Here is a 23,508-nt window from a genome sequence, read left to right as displayed (position 1 = left end):
GGTGCCGATCAGCACCTCCGCCCCAGTTCTATCTCGCCACAGTTCTACCTCGGCGAAGTCACGTCAGGTTGGTGACCGGAGCGGTACCGCACGGGTTGTCGAGCTGGATCACACCGAACGCCCAGCCCTTGCGCTTGTAGAGCACCGACGGGCGCGACGTCTCCTTGTCGATGAACAGGTAGAAGTCGTGGCCCACCATCTCCATCTCGTAGACGGCGTCGTCGAGGGTCATCGGGTCGGCGTGGTGCAGCTTCTGGCGGATCACGACGGGCGAGTCGCCGATCGTGGTCTCCACGGAGTCGCCCGGCTCGGCCAGCGCCGCCGGGCTCGAGATCTGGGGTTCGGGTTCGTTCGCCGAGCCGCCGTCGTCGGTCAGGATCTCGTCGAGGGGGCGGACGTCCACGGGTGCGAGCACCTTGTTGTGCCGGTGGTCCTTGCGACGGTCCCGGGCGCGGCGCAGCCGCTCGTTCAGCTTGTCGATGGCGAGGTCCAGGGCGCCGAAGCGGTCGTCCGCTGCTGCCTCGGCGCGGATCACCGGACCCTTCGCGCGCAGCGTGAGCTCTACACGTTCACGACTCTCGGAGAGTCGCGGGTTGTTCTCGTGCGTCACCTCCACATCCACCCGACGTACGTACGGGGACAGCAGCTCGACCTTCGCGAGCTTGTCCTCCACGTGCTGGCGAAACCGCTCTGCCACGTCCGTGTGCCTGCCGACAACGACAATTTCCATGTGCGTAACTCCGCTCCGGGAACACTGGGCCACGCCGTCCCTTGCCGGCGACGCGTGCCCGTCTCTACTCGATACGGCACCCCCTGCTGGTGCCGGGCACGAACCACCTCCCGTCGCGAGTGTCCCGGCAGCTTCGTCGGGGCGCGGATCTTGCGTCGAACGATCAGGCTATCCCCGTCGCCTGGGTAACGACAGCCCCAATGGACAGTGAACGAGGTGACACAGATCAGTCACACTTTCAGGTTTTGTCCAGATTCCCGCTGGCGCTCGACGGCGAAAGCTGTATCGTCCCCCGCCGTGCGTGCCGGGGGAGGCGTCGCTGCCAGCACAGTTGCTCCCAGGACGTCGTGCCCCGACCCCTCGAGGGCCCGCTCGACGGCGGCCAGCGTGGCGCCCGTCGTCAGGACATCGTCCACAAGAATGCACATGGATCTTTGTCCGAGCGCCCGAGCCCCAGGTCTCGTCATGCGGACCGAGCCGGCCAGGTTGCGCCCGCGGGCTCGGGCGCCGAGTCCCACCTGGTCCCGCCCGGCACCGCGGCGTGCGAGGGCCGGCACCACGCGGGCGGGCAGCCCGGCGTCGTGCAGCCCGCGAGCCACCGCCCGGGCCAGGACCGCTACGGGCTCGCGACCCCGGGCGCGCCGCGCCGCGCCCGTGGAGGGCACCGGCACGATGGCGATCGGCGCGCCGCCGAGCGCGGGGGAGAGCACGGGGCCGATTCGGGCGGCCGCCCGCCGCAGCGCGGGAGCGAGGAGCCGGTCGAGGTCGGCCCGCCCGCGGTCCTTCCAGTGCACGACGACGTCGCGCACCGGCCCGGCGTAGGGCGTGAGCGCCCAGACGGGTACGGGCGGGACGCCGTCGAGCCGGTCAAGCCGGGGCGCGCCGTGCTCGGCGCGGATGGGCGGGCCGGTCAGGAGGGCCGCACATCCGGCGCACCAGGGCACGTCGAGCTCGCCGCACGGGCAGGCGACGGGCAGCAGCAGGCGAGCGAGCTCGCGGACGGGGCGCACCCCACCACCCTGGCCGACGCCGCCGCGCCGCGCCGCTTGTCCACAGCCCGCTCAGCGAGTGGCAGGCGGAGTGTCAGTGACTCGCGGCACGATGGTCCGGTGGAACCGATCACGTTGTCCCTCGACCAGGCCCGCCGCGTCGCTGTCGCGGCCCAGGGCCTGAACCGCCCGCGTATCGACGGGCCGCGCACGATGCGGCACGTACAGGGCGTGATCGACCGGCTGGGGGTGTTCCAGATCGACTCGGTGAACGTGCTCGCCCGGGCGCACCTGCTGCCCCTGTTCTCGCGGCTCGGTCCCTATGACACGGACCTGATGGACCGGGCCACGGCGTCGGGCAGGCACGCTCGGCGGGTGGGCCGGAGCGCGGCCGCGGACCGCCGGCTCGTGGAGAGCTGGGCGCACGTCGCGGCCTACGTGCCGCCGGCCGCGTGGCCGCTGCTGGCCTTCCGGCGGCGGCGGTTCGCGCAGGAGTACGACTGGGGCGAGCTGGACGGCGTGCGGCTGCCCGACGCGCCGCAGGTCCAGGAGGTGCACAGCCTGGTGGCGGCCGAGGGGCCGCTGTCCGCCTCCCAGATCCACGACCGGTTCGTCTCCGAGGGACGGTCGGTGCGCCGCAAACGCGGCACCTGGTGGGACTGGAGCACCGAGAAGCGCGTGGTCGAGCACCTGTTCTTCACGGGCGAGGTGGTCTCGGCGGGACGGAACACCCAGTTCGAGCGGCTGTACGACCTGCCGGAGCGGGTGCTGCCGGCGTCGGCCCTCGTGGACGTGCCGGAGGCAGACGCCAAGCGGGCCCTGCTGGAGCTCGGAGCGCGGGCACACGGGATCGGCGTGGCGCGCTGCATCAAGGACTACTACCGCCTCAAAGGCCCTGTCGCGGACCGGACGCTCGCCGACCTCGTGGACGAGGGCGTCCTGCTGCCTGCCCGCGTCGAGGGCGGCTCTGAGCAGTGGTTCCTGCACCGTGACGCCGCCCGGCCGCGGCGGGTCGCGGGGCAGGCCCTCCTTGCGCCGTTCGACCCCCTCGTGTGGGAGCGCAAGCGGCTGGAGCGCCTGTTCAGGATGCGGTACCGGATCGGCATCTACACCCCGGCCGCCCAGCGCGTGGACGGGTACTACGTGCTGCCGTTCCTCGAGGACTCGCAGCTCACCGCCCGCGTGGACCTCAAGGCGGACCGGGCCGCAGGCGTGCTGCGTGTCCAGTCGGCGCACGCCGAGCCGTCGGTGACGGCGGACACCCCGGCGCGGCTGGCTGCCGAGCTCGGCGCGATGGCGCGGTGGCTGGGTCTTGAGGGGGTGACTGTGGAGGCAAAGGGCTCTCTTTCACCCGCGCTGCACGCTGCGATGGCAGGAGCGATGGCAGGAGCCGAAACACGCGACAACTAAACTCTGGACATGGTCACCGCGGCGCTCTTCCTGGTATCTACGGTCGCGGCTGGGCTGGGGGCAGTGATGCTCCGGCTGCCGCCCCTCGTGGGATTCCTGGTGGCCGGGTTCGCGCTCCACGCGGCGGGTGTGGCAGAGCCGGACTACCTCGAGACCGTCGCCGACCTCGGTGTGACGCTGCTGCTGTTCGGCATCGGGCTCAAGCTCGATTTCAAGACTCTGCTGCGCAAGGAGGTGTGGCTCACCACGGTGGCGCACCTTGTGGTGAGCGTCGCCATCGCGATGGGATTCCTCGGACTCCTCGCCGTGATCGGGTTCTCGATGCTCGACGGCGACGGCCTGGGCGTGCTCGCGCTGCTCGGGCTCGCCCTGTCGTTCTCCTCCACGGTGTTCGTGGTCAAGGTGCTCGACGGCCGCTCCGACCAGTCCGCCCTCTACGGCCGGATCGCCATCGGCGTGCTCGTCATGCAGGACCTGATCGCCGTCGTCTTCCTCTCGGTGGCCTCCGAACATCCGCCGAGCCCGTGGGCTTTCGCCCTCGTGCTCCTGATCCCCGGGGCTTGGCTCCTGCGCAAGGTGTGGTCGAAGGTCGGCCACGGCGAGCTGCAGGCGCTGTTCGGGGTCGCGGTCGCGCTCGGCCCGGGGTACGCGCTGTTCGACGCCGTCGGGCTCAAGGGCGACCTCGGCGCGCTCGTCATGGGCATGCTCCTGGCCGGCCACCCGGCGGCCACCGAGCTGTCGCGCAACCTGTTCACCCTCAAGGAGCTGCTGCTCGTCGGCTTCTTCGTGTCCATCGGCTTCTCCGGCGAGCTCACCTGGCAGGCCGCCACGATCGGGCTGCTCCTGCTGCTCATGCTGCCCCTGCAGGGGATCGTCACGGCGGGGCTGCTGCGCCTGATGCGGCTGCGCAAACGCACGGCGATCCTGTCCGGGCTCGTGCTGGCGAACTACTCCGAGTTCGGCCTGATCGTCGTCGCCGTCGGCTCCCAGACCGGCTTGCTCCAGGACGAGTGGCTGGTGGTGCTCGCCGTCGCCGTCGCCGCCAGCTTCGTGCTGTCCTCGGCCATAAACACCCGCGGCAACGAGTACGCCATGGCGCTCGCCAGGCGCTTCCCGTCCAAGCCGAACGAGTGGCTGCACCCCGAGGAGCGGCTCATCGACGTGTCCGGTGCCGAGGCGCTCGTGCTCGGTATGGGTCGGGTGGGCCGCGGCGCGGTCCGTCAGCTCCGGGAGGACTACGGCATGAACGTCGTCGGCGTCGAGCACGACCCGGCACGCGTCGCCCAGCTGCGCAGCGAGGGCTTCACAGTGGTGCAGGCCGACGCGACGGACATCGAGTTCTGGGCCCGGGTGCGCAGCGCCGGCGCGGTCAAGCTCGCCATCCTCGCCATGCCGTTCCACGCGGCCAACCTGATCGCGCTGTCCCAGCTGCGCGCCAGCGGCTTCGAGGGCACGGTCGCCGCCGTCGCGCGGTACGACGACGACGTGGCCGAGCTGGAGCGGCACGGTGCCGACGCGGTGTTCCACCTGTACGGCACGGCCGGGCTGGCGCTCGCCGACGAGGCGGCCGAGGCGGCGCTCGGATACACCGCCGCCGAGCGGATGCGTGACGAGCAGGCGGGCCGCCGGGAACCATCGGAGCCGCTGGCCGAGCCGCTCGCCGAGCCGCTCGCCGAGGCGTCGTCGGGTCCTCCGACGGAACTCGACGAGGCCCGCTGACGTTACCCCTGGAGCGAACCCGTCCGTCTGCGGTCTGCTACTGGGGCACCAGCCCAGGTTTACGGCCTACGATGGACGACGGCGAAACTTGACGACGACCTGGGAGAACCCGCGTGTCCATCCTCGACAAGGTCCTGCGCATCGGCGAAGGACGTGTCCTGAAGAAGCTGCATAACGTGGCTGAGCAGGTCAACCGCTTGGAGCCCAGCTTTGTCGAGCTGAGCGACACCGAGCTGCGTGAGGAGACCGCACGTTTCCGGGAACGGCTGGAGCACGGCGCCACCCTGGACGAGCTCATGCCGGAGGCGTTCGCAGCGATCCGCGAAGCGGCTCATCGCACGCTCGGCCAGCGGCACTTCGACGTACAGATCATGGGTGGTGCGGCGCTGCACCTCGGCAATATCGCCGAGATGCGCACCGGTGAGGGAAAGACGCTGGTGGCGACCACCGCCGCGTACCTCAACGCGCTTTCGGGCGACGGCGTCCACGTCATCACCACCAACGACTACCTGGCCAAGTACCAGGGTGAGCTGATGGGCCGCGTCTTCCGGTTCATGGGCATGACGACCGGCGTGATCCTGTCGGGCCAGACGCCGGCGCAGCGCCGCGAGATGTACGCCGCGGACATCACCTACGGCACGAACAACGAGTTCGGCTTTGACTACCTGCGCGACAACATGGCGTGGTCCGTCGACGACCTGGTGCAGCGCGGCCACAACTTCGCCATCGTCGACGAGGTCGACTCGATCCTCATCGACGAGGCGCGTACTCCGCTGATCATCTCCGGCCCCGCGGCCGGCGACGCGAACCGCTGGTACAACGAGTTCGCCAAGGTCGTGCGCCGCCTGGTGCCGACGGTGGACTACGAGGTGGACGAGAAGAAGCGCACGGTCGGCGTGCTCGAGCCGGGCATCGCGAAGATCGAGGACTACCTCGGCATCGACAACCTCTACGAGTCGCTCAACACGCCGCTGATCGGCTTCCTGAACAACGCCATCAAGGCGAAGGAGCTGTTCAAGCGCGACAAGGACTACGTCGTGCTGAACGGCGAGGTCATGATCGTCGACGAGCACACGGGCCGTATCCTCGCGGGCCGTCGCTACAACGAGGGCATGCACCAGGCCATCGAGGCCAAGGAGGGGGTGGAGATCAAGGCGGAGAACCAGACGCTCGCCACGATCACCCTCCAGAACTACTTCCGCCTGTACGACAAGCTCTCCGGCATGACCGGTACGGCCGAGACCGAGGCCGCCGAGTTCCAGGGCACGTACAAGCTCGGCGTCGTCCCGATCCCGACGAACAAGCCGCCGCAGCGGCTCGACCAGCCCGACCTCGTCTACAAGAACGAGGACGGCAAGTTCAACGCGGTGGTCGCGGACATCGTGGAACGGCACGCCTACGGCCAGCCGGTCCTGGTGGGCACCACCAGCGTCGAGAAGTCGGAGCTCCTGAGCGCCAAGCTGAAGAAGGCCGGCGTGCCGCACAACGTGCTCAACGCGAAGGAGCACGAGCGCGAGGCAGCGGTCGTCGCGATGGCGGGCCGCAAGGGCGCCGTCACGGTCGCCACGAACATGGCCGGCCGCGGTACGGACATCATGCTCGGCGGCAACGCCGAGTACCTCGCGGTGACCGAGCTCGCCGAGCGGGGTCTCGACCCGGTCGAGACACCGGAGGAGTACGAGGCGGCCTGGCCGCACGCGCTGGAGAAGGCGAAGGGGCTCGTCGCCGCCGAGCACGACGAGGTGAAGGCCTCCGGTGGCCTGTACGTCCTCGGTACGGAGCGGCACGAGTCCCGCCGGATCGACAACCAGCTGCGTGGCCGTTCCGGCCGTCAGGGCGACCCGGGCGAGTCCCGGTTCTACCTGTCGATGCAGGACGACCTGATGCGCCTGTTCAATTCCGGCCTCGCCGAGTCGATGATGAACCGCGCGGGCTTCCCGGACGACATGCCGCTCGAGTCCAAGATGGTCACGCGCGGCATCATGTCCGCGCAGGGCCAGGTGGAGGCGCGCAACTTCGAGATCCGCAAGAACGTCCTGAAGTACGACGACGTCCTCTCGCGCCAGCGCACCGTCATCTACGCCGAGCGCCTGCGCGTGCTCCAGGGCGAGGACCTGCACGAGCAGGTGCAGCACTTCCTCACCGACACCGTCACGGACTACGTGACCAACGCGACGGCGGAGGGCACGCCGGAGCAGTGGGACCTCGACGCCCTGTGGACGGCGCTCAAGGCCGTGTACCCGGTGTCCCTGACGCCCGAGGAGATCGCCGAGGAGGCCGGCGGGATCGAGCGGCTCACCGGCGACATGCTGCTCGAGGAGATCCTTTCCGACGCGCGGGTGGCCTACCAGGCGCGCGAGGAAGAGCTCTCCGCCCCGGCCATGCGCCAGCTCGAGCGCCGCGTCGTGCTGTCGGTCCTGGACCGCAAGTGGCGTGAGCACCTCTACGAGATGGACTACCTCAAGGAGGGCATCGGGCTGCGCGCCATGGCGCAGCGCGACCCGCTGGTCGAGTACCAGCGCGAGGGCTTCCAGCTGTTCCAGGCGATGACGGACGCCATCAAGGAGGAGTCGGTCGGGTTCCTGTTCAACCTCGAGGTCACGGTGCAGCAGCCGGACGCCGAGCAGGCCGGCGACGGCGGCTCGGAGCTGCCCGCCGTCGGCCCCGTGCCGCCGCGCGGCCGGCTGGGCACGGGCCAGCCGGACGCGCCGCCGACCGCGCAGATACCCGCGGTGCAGCCGGCGGCGGTGCCGCGGCAGGGCCAGCCGCCCGCGCCGCGACCGCGCCGTGCGGCGGGTGCCGCGACGGAGCCGATCCTGCTCGCGAAGGGTCTCGACACCCCGAACCGGCAGCAGCCGCTGACGTACTCGGCGCCGAGCGAGGACGGCTCGGGCTCGGCCTTCATGCAGTCGTCGGACGGCGCCCGTCGCCGGGCGGCGCTGCACGGCGAGGCGACCGCCGTCACGAGCGACGGCCGGACGTTCCCCGGCACACCGCGCAACGCGCAGTGCCCGTGCGGCTCGGGCAAGAAGTACAAGGTCTGCCACGGAGTCAACGAGGCCTGACCCTCAGCCCGCCCGCCGAAGTAGAACTCGGGCGAGATGGAACTGTGGCGAGATAGAACCGCAGCGAGGCATCTGCCGACCGCGGTTCTGTCTCGCCACAGTTCTACTTCGCCCTGGTTCTACTTCGGCGGTGTCGTCGTGAGACACGGCCCTCGTGTGTCAGACGCTGCGGTTACTCTGATCGCAACGTCCGGAACTCCCCGTGTGGACCCGCACCGGACCGGACCGTTCCCCGAAAACGAAAGCAGGGTCGCTGTGCCTGTCCACGTTCCCGAGCCCGCACGCGGGCTGCGTGTCGCACTTCTCGGCTGTGGCGTCGTGGGCACCGAGGTGGCCCGGATGATCCTGGAGCAGGGCACCGATCTCGCCGCCCGCGTGGGCGCGCCGCTCGAGCTCGCCGGGATCGCGGTGCGCGACGCGAGCCGTCCCCGCGACTCAGCCATCCCGAGCGGCCTCCTGACGGAGGACGCCGAGTCGCTCGTGGACGGCGCGGACATCGTCATCGAGGTGATGGGCGGCATCGAGCCCGCGCGCGGCCTGCTGCTGCGCGCGATCGAGGGTGGGGCCGCCGTGGTCACGGCCAACAAGGCTCTCCTCGCCGCCGACGGCCCGACGCTCTACAAGGCGGCCGACTCCGCGGGTGTCGACATCTACTACGAGGCCGCGGTCGCGGGTGCCATACCGATCGTGCGCCCGGTGCGGGAGTCCCTCGCGGGCGACCACGTGCGCCGCGTCCTGGGCATCGTCAACGGCACCACGAACTACGTGCTGGACCAGATGGCCACGAGCGGCCTCGACCTCGACCAGGCGGTCAAGCAGGCGCAGGAGCTCGGCTACGCCGAGGCCGATCCCACGGCGGACGTCGAGGGGTACGACGCCGCGGCGAAGGCCGCGATCCTCGCCAGCCTCGCGTTCCACACCCGCGTCTCCGCGGACGACGTCGCCCGTGAGGGCATCACCGGCGTCACGTCGGACGACGTCGCCTGGGCGGCCCGGACCGGCCACGCCGTGAAGCTGCTGGCCATCGCCGAGCAGACCGGCGAGGGCGTGTCCGTGCGCGTGCACCCGGCGCTGGTGCCGCTGGAGCACCCGCTGGCGGGTGTGAAGGGCGCGTTCAACGCGATCTTCGTGGAAGCCGACGCCGCAGGCCCGCTCATGTTCTACGGCCAGGGCGCCGGCGGCCGGCCCACAGCCTCCGCTGTACTGGGCGACGTCGTCTCGGCGGCCCGCCACCGCGTGCTCGGCGGCAAGGGCCCCCAGGAGTCCATCTACGCGGCCCGCCCGCTGCTGCCGGCGGACGCCGCGGTGACGCGCTACCAGGTGCGACTGCTCGTCGCTGACCTGCCGGGCGTGCTCGCCCAGGTCGCAGGCGTTGTGGGCGACCACGGCGTGTCGATCGACACGGTGCGCCAGACTGGGCCCTCCGAGGGCACGGCCGAGCTGCTCCTGACCACCCACGCCGCCCGTGAGGCGTCGCTGGCTGCCACCATCGCGGCCGTGCGCAAGCTCGAACCGGTCCGCGAGATCACGTCCGTCCTGAGAGTCGAAGGCTGAACCCGTGCCTCCTGTGCTGCCTGCTGAACCGAACCTCCCGTCCACCGCCTCCGGCGCGGCCCCCACCTCGCGCCTGTGGCGCGGTGTGATCGCCGAGTACGCCGACCGCATGCCCGCGCACGTGCAGCAGAAGATCGTGACGCTGGGCGAGGGCGGCACGCCGCTGGTGCCCGCCCCGGCGCTCTCCGAGCGCACGGGCGCCGAGGTGTACGTCAAGGTCGAGGGCATGAACCCGACCGGCTCGTTCAAGGACCGCGGCATGACCACCGCGATCTCCGCGGCGGCCGGGCGCGGTGCCCGGGTCGTGGTGTGCGCCTCGACTGGTAACACGTCGGCGTCGGCCGCCGCGTACGCGACGCGCGCGGGCATGATCTGCGCGGTGCTCGTGCCGGAGGGCAAGATCGCCATGGGCAAGCTGAGCCAGGCGGTCGCGCACGGCGCGCGCCTGCTCCAGGTGGACGGCAACTTCGACGACTGCCTCGTCGCGGCCCGCAAGCTCGCCGACACCCACCCGGTCGAGCTCGTGAACTCGGTGAACCCGGACCGTATCGAGGGCCAGAAGACCGCCGCTTTCGAGATCGTGGACGCGCTGGGCGACGCCCCCGACATCCACCTGCTGCCCGTCGGCAACGCCGGCAACATCACGGCGTACTGGAAGGGCTTCACGGAGTACGCCGACGCCGGCGTGGCGAGCAGGACGCCGGCGATGTGGGGTTTCCAGGCCGCGGGTGCCGCCCCGATCGTGAAGGGCCACCCGATCGACGAGCCGGACACCATCGCCACCGCGATCCGCATCGGCAACCCCGCCTCGTGGCAGCAGGCCGAGGAGGCCAGGGACTCGTCCGGTGGAGTCATCGAGGCCGTGACGGACGAGCAGATCCTCGCGGCGCACCGGATCCTGTCCGCCGAGGTGGGCGTGTTCGTGGAGCCGGCCTCCGCGGCCGGCGTCGCGGGCCTCCTGGCCCGTCACGAGCGCGGCCTCGTGCCCGCAGGGGCGCGCATCACCATCACGGTGACCGGCCACGGGCTCAAGGACCCGAGCTGGGCGCTGCGCACACCGGACGGCGGCGAGGTGGAGCCCGTGCGGGTCTCCGCCGACGTCGTGTCGATCGCCGACGCCCTCTCGCTCTGATGCAGCTCGGCGCCGACCACGTGCGGGTCCGGGTGCCCGCCACGAGTGCGAACCTCGGACCCGGTTTCGACTCGCTCGGCCTGGCTCTCGCTCTGTACGACGAGGTCGAGGTGCGTCTCGTCGCGAGCGACGAGGTCGTCGTGGAGGTCCAGGGCGAGGGCGCCGGGGAGGTCCCCCTGGGGGAGGACCACCTGGTGGTCCGCGCGCTGCGCCGCACGATGGACCTGGCGGGCGCCGTCCCCACCGGCATCCACATGACGTGCCACAACGTGATTCCACACGGCCGAGGACTGGGGTCGTCGTCGGCAGCGGTGGTGGCCGGGATCGTCGCCGCGCGCGCCCTGCTGGCCGAGCCGCGCGCCGTCGACGCCGCCACGGTTCTGGCACTGGCGACGGAGTTCGAGGGACACCCGGACAACGCCGCGCCCGCCATCCAGGGCGGCGCCACGGTCGCGTGGACCACCGACGACGGCCCGCGGGCGGTCGGGCTGGACATCGACCCGACGATCGAGGCCACCGTGCTGGTGCCCGACGTGCGGCTCGCGACGGCCCGCGCGCGGGCCGCGCTGCCCGCACGGGTGTCGCACGCCGACGCCGCCTTTACAGCCGGCCGCGCGGCTCTCCTGGTGGAGGCCCTGGCCAGGCGCCCGGAACTGCTCTTCGACGCCACGGAGGACCGCCTGCACCAGTCGTACCGGGCGGCCGTCCTCGGGGCCTCCAGCGAGTTGCTGCGGGCACTGCGGGACGAGGGTGTCCCGGCTACCGTCTCGGGTGCAGGGCCGACCGTCCTGGTGCTGGCCGGGCCGGAGCACCGGGCCCGTCGCGACGCTGTCCTGGCGGACCTCGTGGACGAGACGGCGGGGTGGCGGAGGCTCAGTCCGGGCATCGACATGACCGGTGCACGCGCCAGGAGAATTACCGGAAACACTGGTGCGCTATCGTCCGGCTCGTCAGGTGCAACCGGGCGGCATGTCGTACCAGGATCGCCAGCAGTACGGGGTGGTAGTATGCAGTGAACCTTCGGGATCGCACGTCCTGAGCCATGGTGGCGGGAAGTCGGATTCAACATCGGGTCCCCACCGCCTAATCCGGCAGAGTTCCTACACTCAGTAGAGTCTCAGCCGCTTAGCCGTGCCCGTAGCAGGCCGTGACAAGCGGCCACCGCATCTCGCGAGAAGGCAGACAACGCCCCCGTCAGCCGTCATCGTCGTATCACTGATGCGAGGTTTTCCGCGTTCCGGCCATTCAGCGCCGGGCGCCCACCATCCCGCGGCCCGCGATCACGCGACCAGCCGCAGTTCGAGGGGGAAGGGTCCTTCGTGACAGACACCACCGATAACGCTCAGGCAGCCGCCGGCCGCACGGCCGGGACCGGGGCACTGAGCAGCATGCGCCTCGCCGAGCTCCAGGCACTCGCCGGAGACCTGGGCGTGAAGGGCACCTCCAGGATGCGCAAGAGCGACCTCGTGGACACCATCCGCGAGAAGACGGGCGGCGCGACGAAGCGCTCGGACCGTGCCGCCTCCGCGCCGGAGCAGCTCACGAACAACAAGCCTGCCCGTACCGAGGCGCCGGTCGCCGCCGCCGAGGTCTCCACCTCGGGTGTGCGCGCCGACGCGAGCACGGAAGCCGACAAGGCCGCCCGCCTGGCGCAGCTGGCCGAGGCCGTAGCGGCCCCGCGTGAGCAGAACGGACGCCGCGCGGGCCGCGGTCAGGGCGCCCCGGACGGGACCGCCGAGGAGAAGGGCCGCATCGCCCAGTCCGGCAACGGCCGCCAGAACGACCGGAATGCCCGCGGCACCGACCGCGCCGCGACCGACCGCACCACGACCGACCGCGCCGCCGCCGACCGCACCAGCGGGGCCGAGCGCGGCAGCACGCGGACTGTCGAGCGCACCACCGACCGCACCACGGACCGCAGCACCGACCGCGCCAACGAGCTCGACGACGACCGCAACTCGCGCCGCCGTCGTGGCCGGGACCGGGGCCGGGACCGCAAGCGCGGCCGCGGCCGCCAGGGTCCGGACGTCGCGGGCCTCGAGACCGTCGAGGTGCGCGAGGACGACGTGCTGCTGCCCGTCGCCGGGATCCTGGACATCCTCGACAACTACGCGTTCGTGCGGACCTCTGGCTACCTGCCCGGCTCCAACGACGTCTACGTCTCGCTGAACCAGGTCAAGAAGGCCGGCCTGCGCCGCGGCGACGCCGTCGTCGGTGCCGTGCGCCAGCCCCGCGAGGGCGAGGAGCCGCCGCAGCAGCCGGCCGGGCGCAACGCCAAGGTCAACAAGTTCAACGCCCTGGTGCGCCTTGACTCCGTGAACGGCATGACGCCGGAGGAGGCGCGCGAGCGCCCCGAGTTCACCAAGCTGACGCCGCTGTACCCGCAAGAGCGCCTGCGCCTGGAGAACCCCGAGGCGACCAAGCTCACCCCGCGCGTGATCGACATCGTCGCGCCGATCGGCAAGGGCCAGCGTGGCCTCATCGTCGCGCCGCCGAAGGCCGGCAAGACGCTGATGATGCAGCAGATCGCCAACGCGATCTCGCTCAACAACCCTGAGGTCCACCTCATGGTCGTACTGGTGGACGAGCGCCCGGAAGAGGTCACCGACTTCGAGCGCTCCGTCAAGGGCGAGGTCATCTCCTCGACGTTCGACCGCCACGCCTCCGACCACACGCTGGTCGCGGAGCTCGCGATCGAGCGCGCCAAGCGCCTCGTGGAGCTGGGCCAGGACGTCGTGGTGCTGCTCGACGGCATCACCCGCCTGTCGCGCGCCTACAACCTGGCCGCCCCGGCGTCGGGCCGCATCCTGTCCGGTGGTGTGGACGCCGCCGCGCTCTACCCGCCCAAGAAGTTCTTCGGCGCCGCCCGCAACATCGAGGACGGCGGTTCGCTGACCATCCTGGCCACGGCCCTGGTCGAGACCGGGTCGAAGATGGACGAGGTGATCTTCGAGGAGTTCAAGGGCACCGGCAACATGGAGCTGCGGCTCTCGCGGTCCCTGGCCGAGAAGCGCATCTTCCCGGCGATCGACGTCAACGGTTCGAGCACCCGGCGCGAGGAGATCCTCATGTCGAAGGACGAGCTCGCGATCGTCTACAAGCTGCGCCGCGTCATGGGCGCGCTCGACCAGACGCAGGCCGCCGAGCTCCTGCTCGGTCAGCTCAAGAAGACCAAGACCAACGTCGAGTTCCTGCTGCACGTGCAGAAGACGACGCCGGGCGGTCTCACCGAGAACGAGAACGTGGGCGAGACCGTCTGAGCCGGAGGTGAAGCGCAGGGTGAGGCCCGAGGAACGAGGGACTCGCCCGTAGCGGAACCGCAGGCTCGGACGGCGACAAGTACCGTCTGGCCTCGGTCCGACCCACGTCACACCAGTCTTCCTCGCCCGCACGGGCGAGGTAGTGGCAGAATGATTGGCTGGCTCGCTGGTTCACGTCCTTGCGGTTCTGCAGGGCGACCCAGCGGCATCACACCAAGGAGCAACATGAGGGCTGGAATCCACCCCGAGTACGTCGTCACCGAGGTCACCTGCACCTGCGGTAACACCTTCACGACGCGCAGCACCGAGACGTCCGGCAAGATCAACGCCGACGTCTGCAGCGCCTGCCACCCGTTCTACACGGGCAAGCAGAAGATCATGGACACCGGTGGCCGCGTCGCCAGGTTCCAGGCGCGCTACGGCAAGAAGACCGCCGACAAGTAGCGACTTCGCAGCGCCGGTGGTCCGGCCCGACAACCTCTCCAGGGGCAGTCGGGACCCGGACCACCGGCGCTGTTGCTTTGCCATGATCACCCACCCGTTGTTGTGGGCGCGACCATTGCGCCTAAGACGAACAGCTGGTCGCAAGAATCACGCCCACAACGAAGGAGAGATCGTGACCGAGTCGTTCGCCGCCGTCGGGCCGCTGATCAGCGAGCATGCCGAGATCGAGTCGGCGCTTGCCGACCCCGCCGTGCATGCGGACCCAGGGCGGGCGCGCACACTCGGCCGGCGGTACGCGGAGCTGAACCAGGTGGTGGGCGCCTACCGCGCGTGGGAGCAGGCGCACGACGACGCCGAGGCTGCCGCCGAGCTGGCCGCCGAGGACGTGTCGTTCGCCGAGGAGCTGCCGAGCCTCAAGGCGGCAGAGGCGGCGGCTGAGGAGAAGCTGCGCCGGGTCCTGGTGCCACGCGACCCCGACGACGGCCGCGACGTGATCCTCGAGATCAAGGCCGGCGAGGGCGGCGAGGAGTCCGCGCTGTTCGCCGGCGACCTGCTGCGCATGTACCTGCGGTACGCGGAGCAGCGTGGCTGGTCCACCCAGCTCCTGGAGGCCACCGACTCCGACCTCGGCGGCTACAAGGACGTGCAGGTCGCCATCAAGGCGAAGAACGTCCAGGGACCCGAGGACGGCGTCTGGCACAGCCTCAAGTACGAGGGCGGCGTGCACCGCGTGCAGCGCGTGCCGGTCACGGAGTCGCAGGGCCGCATCCACACGTCGGCGGCGGGCGTGCTCGTTTTCCCCGAGGTCGACGACCCGGGTGAGCTGGAGATCGACCAGAACGACCTGCGCATCGACGTGTACCGGTCCTCCGGCCCGGGCGGGCAGTCGGTGAACACCACGGACTCGGCGGTGCGCATCACGCACCTGCCCACGGGGATCGTCGTCTCGATGCAGAACGAGAAGTCGCAGCTGCAGAACCGCGAGCAGGCCATGCGTGTGCTGCGCGCCCGGTTGCTCGCCGCCCAGGCGGAGGCCGCGGCGGCGGAGTCCGCCGAGCTGCGCCGCTCGCAGGTGCGCACCGTGGACCGTTCCGAGCGGATCCGGACGTACAACTTCCCCGAGAACCGGATAGTCGACCACCGCACCGGGTACAAGGCGTACAACCTCGACCAGGTGCTGGACGGGGACCTGGAGCCGGTGGTGCGGTCGGCGATCGACGCCGACGAGGCGGCGCGGCTCGCGGCGGCCTCCGGTGTGTGAGGTTCGGATCACAGCGGCCCTGGCGGCTTGGGTCGCGGTCGGGCAGGCTTTCCCTGTGGTTGGAGGAGTGCGGTGAGCGAACAGCTCTTGAAGTGGGCTTATGAGGAGCTGGCCGACGCCGGGGTCGGGTCGCCCGAGGCCGATGCCGAGGTGCTGCTGGCGCATGCGCTCGGGGTGGGTCGGGGTGAGCTGCGCCGGCTGGTCGTGCTGGGGCGCGAGGTGCCCGACGACGTCGCGGGCGCCTTCTCCGGCCTCGTCGCGCGGCGGGCCGCGCGGGAGCCCCTGCAGCACCTGACCGGGGTCGCGCCGTTCCGGCACCTCGAGCTGGCCGTCGGGCCGGGCGTCTTCGTGCCGCGGCCCGAGACCGAGGAGGTCGCGCAGGCGGCCATCGACGAGGCGGCGAGGGTCACCGGGGAGCGGGACGGTTCGGGCGCCGTCGTCGTCGACCTGTGTACCGGGACCGGGGCGATCGCCCTGGCCGTGGCCACCGAGGTGCCCGGCGCGCGTGTGCACGCCGTCGAGCTGGACAAGGACGCGCACGCCTGGGCGGAACGCAACGTCGACGCCATGAGCGCCGCCGCGGCGGGCCTGGACCCGGCTATCACGCCCGAGACGCCGCCCGAGCGGATAGTACGGCTCGTCAAGGGTGATGCCCGCACCGCGCTGTACGGGATCGACGGGACTGCCGACGTCGTCGTCTCGAACCCGCCGTACGTGCCGCCCGACGCCGTGCCGGTCGACCCGGAGGTCGCCCAGCACGACCCGGCCGTCGCCCTGTACGGGCTGGGACCCGACGGGCTGGAGGTCCCGCGTGGCATCACCGCGGCGGCCGCGCGCCTGCTGCGGCCCGGCGGGCTGTACGTCATGGAGCACGCCGAGGTCCAGGCGGAGGCGGCCCGAGAGATGGTCGCGGCGGCCCGCGACGTCGAAGGGCGGCCGGCGTTCGGGGAGCCCGAGACGCGCATGGACCTGACGGGCCGGCCCCGCATGGTGGTCGCGCGCCGCCTGGGGCCAGAGCGCAGCGGAGTGCCGGTGACGGGCGACGAAGGCACTGCCTGGGTCCCAGATCGTGAAAGACTGGTGCGCGTGAGTGTGCCTGTGCATCCCGTGCTCGACGCCACCGACCCGCAGACCTGGGGCCCCGCGATCGACGAGGCAGTGAATGCGATCTCCCGTGGTGGCCTCGTGGTCCTGCCCACCGACACCGTGTACGGCATCGCTGCCGACGCGTTCGACGAGGCCGCGGTAGCCGCGCTCCTCGCGGCCAAGGGCCGCGGCCGGCAGATGCCGCCGCCGGTCCTGGTGGGGGAGGTGGCGACCCTCGATGGTCTGGCCACCGACGTGCCCGACGACGCCCGCCGGCTCGTCGAGGCCTTCTGGCCGGGCGGCTTCACGATCATCCTGCGGGCGCAGCCGTCGCTGCGGTGGGACCTCGGCGACACGGGCGGCACCGTCGCCCTGCGCATGCCGGACCACCCCGCCGCGCTCGCCCTGCTCAAGCGCACCGGCCCTCTGGCCGTGTCCAGCGCGAACAAGTCGGGCAGCCCGGCCGCCTCGGACGTGGACGACGCCGCGCGCCAGCTCGGCGACGCCGTCGCCGTCTACCTCGACGGGGGCACGGCGCCGGGCGGCGTCGCCTCCACGATCGTGGACGCGACCGGGCCGACGCTGCGGATCGTCCGGGAGGGCGCCGTGACGCTGGAGGCGCTGCGCGAGGTCGCCGACGTCGAAGGACGGCAGACGTCGCCGGAGGACGACCCGAGCGAGCCCTCGACCGGTGCCGCGGAGGACGACGAGTGAGGGTGTACCTGCTCCTGATGCTCGTGGCCGCGGCGGTCACGTTCTTGACCACGCCCTTCGCCCGCTGGGTAGCGCTCAAGACCTCGGCCATCTCGGCCGTGCGGGCCCGCGACGTGCACCTGGTGCCGACGCCGCGCCTCGGCGGGCTCGCCATGCTGATCGGCATCGTCGTGTCGGTGCTGCTGGCCTCGCAGATGCCGTTCCTGTCCGGGGTCTTCGCGGACCGCCAGGCGTGGGGCATCGTGGGTGGCGCCGCGATCGTGTGCGCGCTGGGCTGGGCCGACGACAAGTGGGACCTCGACTGGGTCACCAAGCTCGCGGGCCAGGTGCTGGCCGCCGGCTTCATGGCGCTCCAGGGGGTCCAGCTCATCACGCTTCCGATCGGCGGGACGACCATCCCGTCGTCGCGCATGTCGCTCGTGGTGACGGTCCTGATAGTGGTGATCGCGATGAACGCCGTGAACTTCGTGGACGGCCTCGACGGGCTCGCCGCAGGGATCGTCGCCATCGGTGGCAGCGCGTTCTTCCTGTACGCGTACGGGCTCACCCAGCAGGCGACGCCGGAGAACTACGCCAGCCTCGCCTCGCTCATGCTGGCAGTGCTCGTGGGCGTGTGCGTCGGGTTCCTGCCGCACAACTTCTTCCCGTCGCGCATCTTCATGGGCGATGCCGGCTCCATGCTGATCGGCCTGGTGATGGCCGGCGCGGCGATCACCGTCACCGGCAACGTCCAGCCGGAGGTCATGACCGGTGCCCAGGCGCTGCCCGCCTTCATCCCGCTGCTGCTCCCGGTGGCGGTGCTCATGCTGCCGCTGCTCGACATGGGGCTGGCCGTGATCCGGCGGCTGGCCGCCGGCAAGTCGCCCATGGCGCCCGACCGGATGCACCTGCACCATCGCATGCTGGCCCTCGGCCACTCCCACCGTCGTGCCGTCGTCATCCTGTACGTGTGGACCGCCGTGTTCGCGTTCGGCGCCGCCGCGCTCGTGCGGTGGGACTGGGAGGTCGTGCTGGTCTGGACCACCGTGTTCGCCGTGCTCGCGCTGCTGGCCACGCTCGGCCCGCTGCGCAACCGCGGACGGTTCCTCGACGACGACGTCGCGCTGTCCGGGCAGGTCCCGAAGGTTCCCGCCGCGGTGGGAGCAGGGGCGCCCGCGCGGAGCGTCGTCCCGCAGAGCGCCGCTCCCGAGAGTGTCGCTCCCCAGACCAAGGAGACCGTCGAATGACCGAGCAGAACCCCGTGGCACCGCTACCCGACAACGACAGCACCGCCGCCGAGCGTGCGATGCTGCGCACCGCAGGCCGGGACGGCCTGATCCTGGTGGCGGGTCTCGCGGTGCTGGGGTCGGTCGTGGGCTACCTGTTCGCCGATCTGCCGGGTGTGTGGGGCGCGCTGGTCGGGGCGGCCCTGGCAGGCCTGTTCTGCGGCGGCACCGTGGTGTCGATGATGTTCGCGGTCGGCAAGGGCGCGGCGGCCACGGGCGCCGTCGTGATGGGCGGCTGGCTCGTCAAGATCGTGGTGCTGATCGCCGGGCTGGCGGTGCTGTCCCGGCTGGACTTCTACGACCGCTGGGTTCTGATGGTGGTGGTGCTGATCGGCGCCGTCGGCTCCGCGGTGCTCGACTACCGCGCGGTCAAGGGCGGCCGGATCGAGTACGTGCGGCCCGACGCCGGGGCCTGACCGAGCCCTCTCAGCGGCCGACGACCTGACGTGCGGTTGCGCAATATGTCACAAGGGGCCGCGCCAAGCCGTTCTGCGGCTAAATTCGCACGGTGTATAGGTTAGGCTTACGACGAATCCATGACGGCCAGGCCCGACGGCGCGCCCGTTCCGCCCTTATGCGGAGACGCGCGCGGGGCCTAATGACCACCTGGGAGTCCTCCTGTCCACGTACGCGACGTCCGTAATCCTCGCCGCCACTGAAGGCCACGAGGGTGAGGGCGGCTTCCACACGCCGTCGATCTCCGACTTCTTCCCGCCGGCAATCCTCTTCGAGGACACCATCTTCCAGATCGATCGCATCTGGATCATCCGGATCATCGCCACCCTGGTGCTGCTGTCGATCTTCGTGGTCGCCGCGCGTAACGCCAAGGTGGTTCCGGGACGGTTCCAGTCGGCTGTCGAATACCTCCTGGACTTCGTCCGGGTGCAGATCGGCGAAGAGATCCTGGGCAAGGACAACGCCAAGCGTTTCGTGCCCATGCTCACCACCATCTTTCTCACCATCCTGGCGTTCAACGTCACTGGCATCATCCCGGGGCTGAACCTGGCCAGCACGTCGCGCATCGGCCTGCCGCTGATCCTGGCGCTCTGGGTGTTCGCCACCTACTGGGCGGTCGGCATCCGCAAGCACGGCCTGGGCGGCTACCTCAAGGCGAACCTGTTCCCGCCGGGTGTGCCGTGGCCGATCTACTTCATCCTGACGCCGATCGAGCTGCTGCAGCTCCTCATCATCCGGCCGGGCTCGCTGATGGTCCGACTGACGGCCAACATGATCGCCGGCCACATCATGCTGGTGCTCTGCTTCGCCGCCACGCAGTTCTTCATCGTGGACTCGGCGGGCAGCGGCCTGATGGCCTTCGGAGTCCTCACTATCCCGGCCGGCATCTTCGTGACGCTGTTCGAGGTTCTGGTCGCGTTCCTGCAGGCGTACATCTTCGCGCTGCTGGCCGCGGTCTACATCAACATGTCGCTGGAGGAGGAGCACTGATCGCTCCTCCGGACGGCGCTTCATAGCTACACCTGGAAACCCGCGACGGGCGCACCAGCGCCTCCGCACACCACGCGACGCCGTACCGACCGGTCCGGCGCCCAACGGAAGGAAGACGCAAAGTGGACGTCACCACTCTCGCTGAGGTCTCTGGCAACCTGAACGCGGTCGGCTACGGCCTCGCCGCCACCGGCCCGGGTATCGGCCTCGGTATCCTCATCGGCAAGACGATCGAGGGTATGGCCCGCCAGCCCGAGGTTGCCGGTCAGCTCCGCGCCACCATGTTCCTCGGTATCGCGTTCGTCGAGGTGCTCGCGCTCCTCGGTCTCGTCGCCGGCTTCCTGTTCGTCTGATGACGGCGCACTCGAGCGCCGCCCAGGTAGCGGCGCAGACGGAAGAGCCGCAGGGGATCGACCTGTTCCTGCCTGCCGGATACGATCTGCTGTGGTCGTCGATCACGATCCTGATCATCGCCGCGGTGTTCTACAAGCTCGTGCTGCCCCAGATGAACAGGGTGCTGGACGAGCGTGCTTCCCTCATCGAGGGTGGCATCGAGAAGGCCGAGGCGGCGCAGAAGGCGGCCGACGAGGCGCTGGCTCAGCAGCAGCAGCTGCTCGCCGAGGCACGTGCCGACGCCGCGCAGGTCCGTGAGGAGGCGCGTGCCGAGGGCACCGCCATCGTCAAGGAGCTCAAGGCCAAGGCGAGCGAAGAGGCGGAGCGCATCAGCGAGACGGCGCACCGCCAGATCGAGGCCGAGCGGCAGGCCGCTTCGGTGTCCCTGCGCACCGAGGTCGGTGCCCTGGCGACAGAGCTGGCGTCGAAGATCGTGGGCGAGTCCCTCGAGGACTCGGCCCGGCAGTCGCGCGTGGTGGACCGTTTCCTCGACGAGCTCGAGGCCAGCCAGACCGTGGCAAGCAACAAGGAGGCGTGATGCGGGGATCGAGCGGGGCATCGCTGACGGCGGCGCAGGAGCGCTTCGAGCCGGTGCTGCGTGCCGCGGGTGCGGACGCACTGACCCTGGGCGAGCAGCTGCTCACCCTCGTGTCGGCGCTGGACGACTCGGCCGCGCTGCGCCGCTCGCTCGCCGATCCGTCCCGCGAGGGCGAGGCCAAGGCCAGCCTGGTCGCCGGCCTGCTGAGCGGTTTCGACGAGCGGGTGGTCGACCTGGTCTCCGGGCTCGTCCGGTCCCGCTGGGCGAGCGACAACGACCTGGCCGACGCCGTCGAGCGTCTCGGCGTGGATGCCGTGCTGGCTTCCGCCGAGGCGCGCGGGGTGCTCGAGACGGTGGAGGACGAGCTGTTCCGGATCAGCCGGTCGCTCGTCGGCCAGCGGGAGGCGAAGCAGGTCCTCTCGGACATCTCGACCGCACCCGAGCGCCGGGTGGCGCTCGTGGACGCGCTGGTCGGCGGCAAGGTCGACACCGTGACCCAGCGCCTGGCGCAGCGTGCCACATCGTCGCTCCGCGGCGGCCGTCGCTTCGTGCAGACGATCGGCTGGTTCGGCGACGTCGCGGCGGAGCGCCGCCAGCGCCTCGTCGCCTCCGTGACGAGCGCGACGATGCTCACCCGCGAGCAGGAGCAGCGCCTCGGCGCGGTTCTCCAGCGCTCGTACGGGAAGCCCGTGCAGCTGAACGTCACCGTGGACCCCGCCATCGTCGGGGGCATGCGCATCCAGGTCGGCGCGGACGTCGTCGACTCGACCGTCCTGTCGCGCCTTGCTGACGCTCAGCGTCGTCTGGCCGGCTGAAACGTGAACATGAACCTTCCGCCGCGGCTTTCGCGGCCACGACAGGAGAAGAGCAATGGCTGAGCTGACGATCCGGCCGGACGAGGTCCGGGCCGCACTGGACAGCTTCGTGAAGTCCTACGAGCCCCAGGAAGCGGTAGCCGAAGAGGTGGGCCGTGTCGCCTACGCCGCGGACGGCATCGCCCGCGTCGAGGGCCTCCCGGGCGTGATGGCCAACGAGCTGCTGCGCTTCGAGGACGGCACGCTCGGACTCGCGCAGAACCTGGACGTCCGCGAGATCGGTGTGGTCGTCCTGGGCGAGTTCACCGGCATCGAGGAGGGCCAGGAGGTCCGCCGCACCGGCGAGGTGCTCTCGGTCCCCGTGGGCGAGGGCTACCTCGGCCGCGTGGTCGACCCGCTGGGTACCCCCATCGACGGACTGGGCGAGATCGCGACGGAGGGCACCCGTGCCCTCGAGCTGCAGGCGCCCGGCGTCATGCAGCGCAAGTCGGTGCACCAGCCGCTGCAGACCGGCATCAAGGCCATCGACTCGATGATCCCCATCGGCCGTGGTCAGCGTCAGCTGATCATCGGTGACCGCCAGACCGGCAAGACGGCGATCGCGGTCGACACGATCATCAACCAGAAGGCGAACTGGGAGACCGGCGACCCGGACCAGCAGGTGCGCTGCATCTACGTCGCCATCGGCCAGAAGGGCTCGACCATCGCCTCCGTGCGTGGCGCCCTCGAGGAGGCCGGCGCGCTCGAGTACACGACCATCGTCGCGGCTCCGGCTAGCGACCCGGCCGGCTTCAAGTACCTGGCGCCGTATACAGGTTCGGCAATCGGCCAGCACTGGATGTACTCGGGCAAGCACGTCCTGATCATCTTCGACGACCTGTCGAAGCAGGCCGAGGCCTACCGCGCCGTGTCGCTGCTGCTGCGCCGCCCGCCGGGCCGCGAGGCCTACCCGGGTGATGTCTTCTACCTGCACTCCCGTCTGCTCGAGCGTTGTGCGAAGCTCTCGGACGAGCTGGGCGCGGGCTCGATGACCGGTCTGCCGATCATCGAGACCAAGGCGAACGACGTCTCTGCGTACATCCCGACCAACGTCATCTCCATCACGGACGGCCAGATCTTCCTGCAGTCCGACCTGTTCAACGCCGACCAGCGTCCCGCCGTGGACGTCGGCATCTCGGTCTCCCGAGTCGGTGGTGACGCGCAGATCAAGGCGATGAAGAAGGTCTCCGGCACGCTGAAGCTGGAGCTGGCGCAGTACCGCTCGCTCGAGGCGTTCGCGATGTTCGCGTCCGACCTCGACGCCGCGTCCCGCGCACAGCTGCAGCGAGGCGCCGTCCTGACGGAGCTGCTCAAGCAGCCCCAGTACTCGCCGTACGCGGTCGAGGACCAGGTCGCCGCGGTGTGGGCCGGTACGAAGGGCAAGCTCGACGACGTCGAGGTCGAGGACGTCAAGCGGTTCGAGTCCGAGCTGCTGGACCACCTGCGCCGCAAGACCGACGTCCTGGAGACGATCCTCAAGACCGGCAAGCTGGAGTCCGACACGGAGGAGGCGCTCGGCGCCGCCGTCGACGACTTCCGGTCCGGCTTCCAGCGGGGCGACGGCACCGCGCTCGTCGGTGGCATCGTCGAGGGCGGGGACGTCGACGTCGAGCAGGCGCAGATCGTCGTCAAGAAGAAGGCCTGACCC

Annotated in this window: 19 protein-coding genes and 2 pseudogenes; 19 read left to right on the top strand and 2 right to left on the bottom strand. The window is 70.7% G+C overall.

From position 1 onward, the window contains the following. Positions 1-58 precede the first annotated feature (58 nt). The gene (hpf, locus tag IE250_RS20895; protein ID WP_189671231.1) at positions 59-730 is read right to left on the bottom strand and encodes a ribosome hibernation-promoting factor, HPF/YfiA family; all 672 of its coding nucleotides are present in this window, start codon (positions 728-730) and stop codon (positions 59-61) included. Between the two features lie 230 nt (positions 731-960). After that, complete coding sequence (locus IE250_RS20890; RefSeq protein ID WP_189671230.1) at positions 961-1,740, bottom strand: ComF family protein; 780 nt, start codon at positions 1,738-1,740, stop codon at positions 961-963. Positions 1,741-1,839: 99 nt separating this feature from the next. Between IE250_RS20890 and IE250_RS20885 the strand changes: the two genes are divergently transcribed. The 19 genes and pseudogenes from IE250_RS20885 (at position 1,840) to atpA (ending at position 23,505) form a co-directional block, all read left to right on the top strand. Further along, positions 1,840-3,129 carry a winged helix-turn-helix domain-containing protein gene (locus tag IE250_RS20885; RefSeq protein ID WP_189671229.1) on the top strand — a complete coding sequence of 430 codons (1,290 nt, stop codon included), beginning with the start codon at positions 1,840-1,842 and terminating at the stop codon, positions 3,127-3,129. A 9-nt stretch (positions 3,130-3,138) separates the two neighbouring features. After that, positions 3,139-4,848 (top strand): cation:proton antiporter domain-containing protein, encoded by a 1,710-nt coding sequence (locus IE250_RS20880; protein ID WP_189671228.1) that lies wholly within the window; start codon positions 3,139-3,141, stop codon positions 4,846-4,848. Positions 4,849-4,961: 113 nt separating this feature from the next. Further along, positions 4,962-7,457 (top strand): annotated as a pseudogene (gene secA, locus IE250_RS20875) (preprotein translocase subunit SecA); the annotation flags it as partial. A gap of 294 nt (positions 7,458-7,751) precedes the next feature. Further along, positions 7,752-7,913 carry an SEC-C metal-binding domain-containing protein gene (locus IE250_RS25120; RefSeq protein ID WP_444544355.1) on the top strand — a complete coding sequence of 54 codons (162 nt, stop codon included), beginning with the start codon at positions 7,752-7,754 and terminating at the stop codon, positions 7,911-7,913. 255 nt (positions 7,914-8,168) lie between these two features. Continuing rightward, a complete protein-coding gene (locus tag IE250_RS20870) occupies positions 8,169-9,467 on the top strand; it encodes a homoserine dehydrogenase (RefSeq protein WP_189671226.1) in 1,299 nt (432 codons plus the stop codon). A 73-nt stretch (positions 9,468-9,540) separates the two neighbouring features. Then, positions 9,541-10,599 (top strand): threonine synthase, encoded by a 1,059-nt coding sequence (gene thrC, locus IE250_RS20865; RefSeq protein ID WP_268247854.1) that lies wholly within the window; start codon positions 9,541-9,543, stop codon positions 10,597-10,599. After that, positions 10,599-11,615 carry a homoserine kinase gene (thrB, locus tag IE250_RS20860; protein ID WP_189671225.1) on the top strand — a complete coding sequence of 339 codons (1,017 nt, stop codon included), beginning with the start codon at positions 10,599-10,601 and terminating at the stop codon, positions 11,613-11,615. Before thrC ends, thrB begins: the two co-directional genes overlap by 1 nt. 303 nt (positions 11,616-11,918) lie before the next feature. Then, positions 11,919-13,859: a transcription termination factor Rho gene (rho, locus tag IE250_RS20855; protein ID WP_189671224.1), complete on the top strand. Its 1,941-nt coding sequence runs from the start codon at positions 11,919-11,921 to the stop codon at positions 13,857-13,859. 225 nt (positions 13,860-14,084) lie between these two features. After that, on the top strand, positions 14,085-14,303 hold the full coding sequence (gene rpmE / locus IE250_RS20850; protein WP_189671223.1) for a 50S ribosomal protein L31: 219 nt from the start codon (positions 14,085-14,087) through the stop codon (positions 14,301-14,303). A 172-nt stretch (positions 14,304-14,475) separates the two neighbouring features. Next, complete coding sequence (gene prfA / locus IE250_RS20845; RefSeq protein ID WP_189671222.1) at positions 14,476-15,564, top strand: peptide chain release factor 1; 1,089 nt, start codon at positions 14,476-14,478, stop codon at positions 15,562-15,564. Between the two features lie 87 nt (positions 15,565-15,651). Further along, positions 15,652-16,575: pseudogene (gene prmC, locus IE250_RS20840) on the top strand (peptide chain release factor N(5)-glutamine methyltransferase); the annotation flags it as partial. 87 nt (positions 16,576-16,662) lie between these two features. Continuing rightward, positions 16,663-17,364 (top strand): L-threonylcarbamoyladenylate synthase, encoded by a 702-nt coding sequence (locus IE250_RS20835; protein ID WP_229872655.1) that lies wholly within the window; start codon positions 16,663-16,665, stop codon positions 17,362-17,364. Then, entirely contained in the window at positions 17,361-18,590 is a 1,230-nt protein-coding gene (locus tag IE250_RS20830; protein ID WP_229872644.1) for an MraY family glycosyltransferase, read from the top strand. Before IE250_RS20835 ends, IE250_RS20830 begins: the two co-directional genes overlap by 4 nt. Further along, entirely contained in the window at positions 18,587-19,045 is a 459-nt protein-coding gene (locus tag IE250_RS20825) for a Cg1360 family ATP-synthase-associated protein (RefSeq protein WP_189671221.1), read from the top strand. The genes IE250_RS20830 and IE250_RS20825 overlap by 4 nt, the downstream gene beginning before the upstream one ends. A gap of 370 nt (positions 19,046-19,415) precedes the next feature. Next, positions 19,416-20,075 (top strand): F0F1 ATP synthase subunit A, encoded by a 660-nt coding sequence (atpB, locus tag IE250_RS20820; RefSeq protein ID WP_505909244.1) that lies wholly within the window; start codon positions 19,416-19,418, stop codon positions 20,073-20,075. A 122-nt stretch (positions 20,076-20,197) separates the two neighbouring features. Next, the gene (locus tag IE250_RS20815; protein ID WP_189671220.1) at positions 20,198-20,428 is read left to right on the top strand and encodes an ATP synthase F0 subunit C; all 231 of its coding nucleotides are present in this window, start codon (positions 20,198-20,200) and stop codon (positions 20,426-20,428) included. Then, positions 20,428-21,006 (top strand): F0F1 ATP synthase subunit B, encoded by a 579-nt coding sequence (locus IE250_RS20810; protein ID WP_189671219.1) that lies wholly within the window; start codon positions 20,428-20,430, stop codon positions 21,004-21,006. The genes IE250_RS20815 and IE250_RS20810 overlap by 1 nt, the downstream gene beginning before the upstream one ends. Continuing rightward, positions 21,006-21,821: a F0F1 ATP synthase subunit delta gene (locus tag IE250_RS20805; RefSeq protein WP_189671218.1), complete on the top strand. Its 816-nt coding sequence runs from the start codon at positions 21,006-21,008 to the stop codon at positions 21,819-21,821. The genes IE250_RS20810 and IE250_RS20805 overlap by 1 nt, the downstream gene beginning before the upstream one ends. A 55-nt stretch (positions 21,822-21,876) precedes the next feature. Then, positions 21,877-23,505: a F0F1 ATP synthase subunit alpha gene (gene atpA, locus IE250_RS20800; protein ID WP_189671217.1), complete on the top strand. Its 1,629-nt coding sequence runs from the start codon at positions 21,877-21,879 to the stop codon at positions 23,503-23,505. Positions 23,506-23,508 lie beyond the last annotated feature (3 nt).

Origin of the sequence: Promicromonospora soli (assembly GCF_014653785.1) — a bacterium.
GTDB lineage: Bacteria > Actinomycetota > Actinomycetes > Actinomycetales > Cellulomonadaceae > Promicromonospora > Promicromonospora soli.
Note: the sequence above shows the minus strand (reverse complement) of the source record. Positions and strands in the feature narration are given on the sequence as shown.

Excerpts from the sequence above, each read along its gene's own strand:
- hpf (WP_189671231.1), bottom strand. The coding sequence starts at position 730 with ATGGAAATTGTCGTTGTCGGCAGGCACACGGACGTGGCAGAGCGGTTT.
- IE250_RS20805 (WP_189671218.1), top strand. The coding sequence starts at position 21,006 with ATGCGGGGATCGAGCGGGGCATCGCTGACGGCGGCGCAGGAGCGCTTC.
- IE250_RS20810 (WP_189671219.1), top strand. The coding sequence starts at position 20,428 with ATGACGGCGCACTCGAGCGCCGCCCAGGTAGCGGCGCAGACGGAAGAG.
- IE250_RS25120 (WP_444544355.1), top strand. The coding sequence starts at position 7,752 with ATGCAGTCGTCGGACGGCGCCCGTCGCCGGGCGGCGCTGCACGGCGAG.
- atpA (WP_189671217.1), top strand. The coding sequence starts at position 21,877 with ATGGCTGAGCTGACGATCCGGCCGGACGAGGTCCGGGCCGCACTGGAC.
- IE250_RS20825 (WP_189671221.1), top strand. The coding sequence starts at position 18,587 with ATGACCGAGCAGAACCCCGTGGCACCGCTACCCGACAACGACAGCACC.
- rpmE (WP_189671223.1), top strand. The coding sequence starts at position 14,085 with ATGAGGGCTGGAATCCACCCCGAGTACGTCGTCACCGAGGTCACCTGC.
- IE250_RS20880 (WP_189671228.1), top strand. The coding sequence starts at position 3,139 with ATGGTCACCGCGGCGCTCTTCCTGGTATCTACGGTCGCGGCTGGGCTG.
- thrB (WP_189671225.1), top strand. The coding sequence starts at position 10,599 with ATGCAGCTCGGCGCCGACCACGTGCGGGTCCGGGTGCCCGCCACGAGT.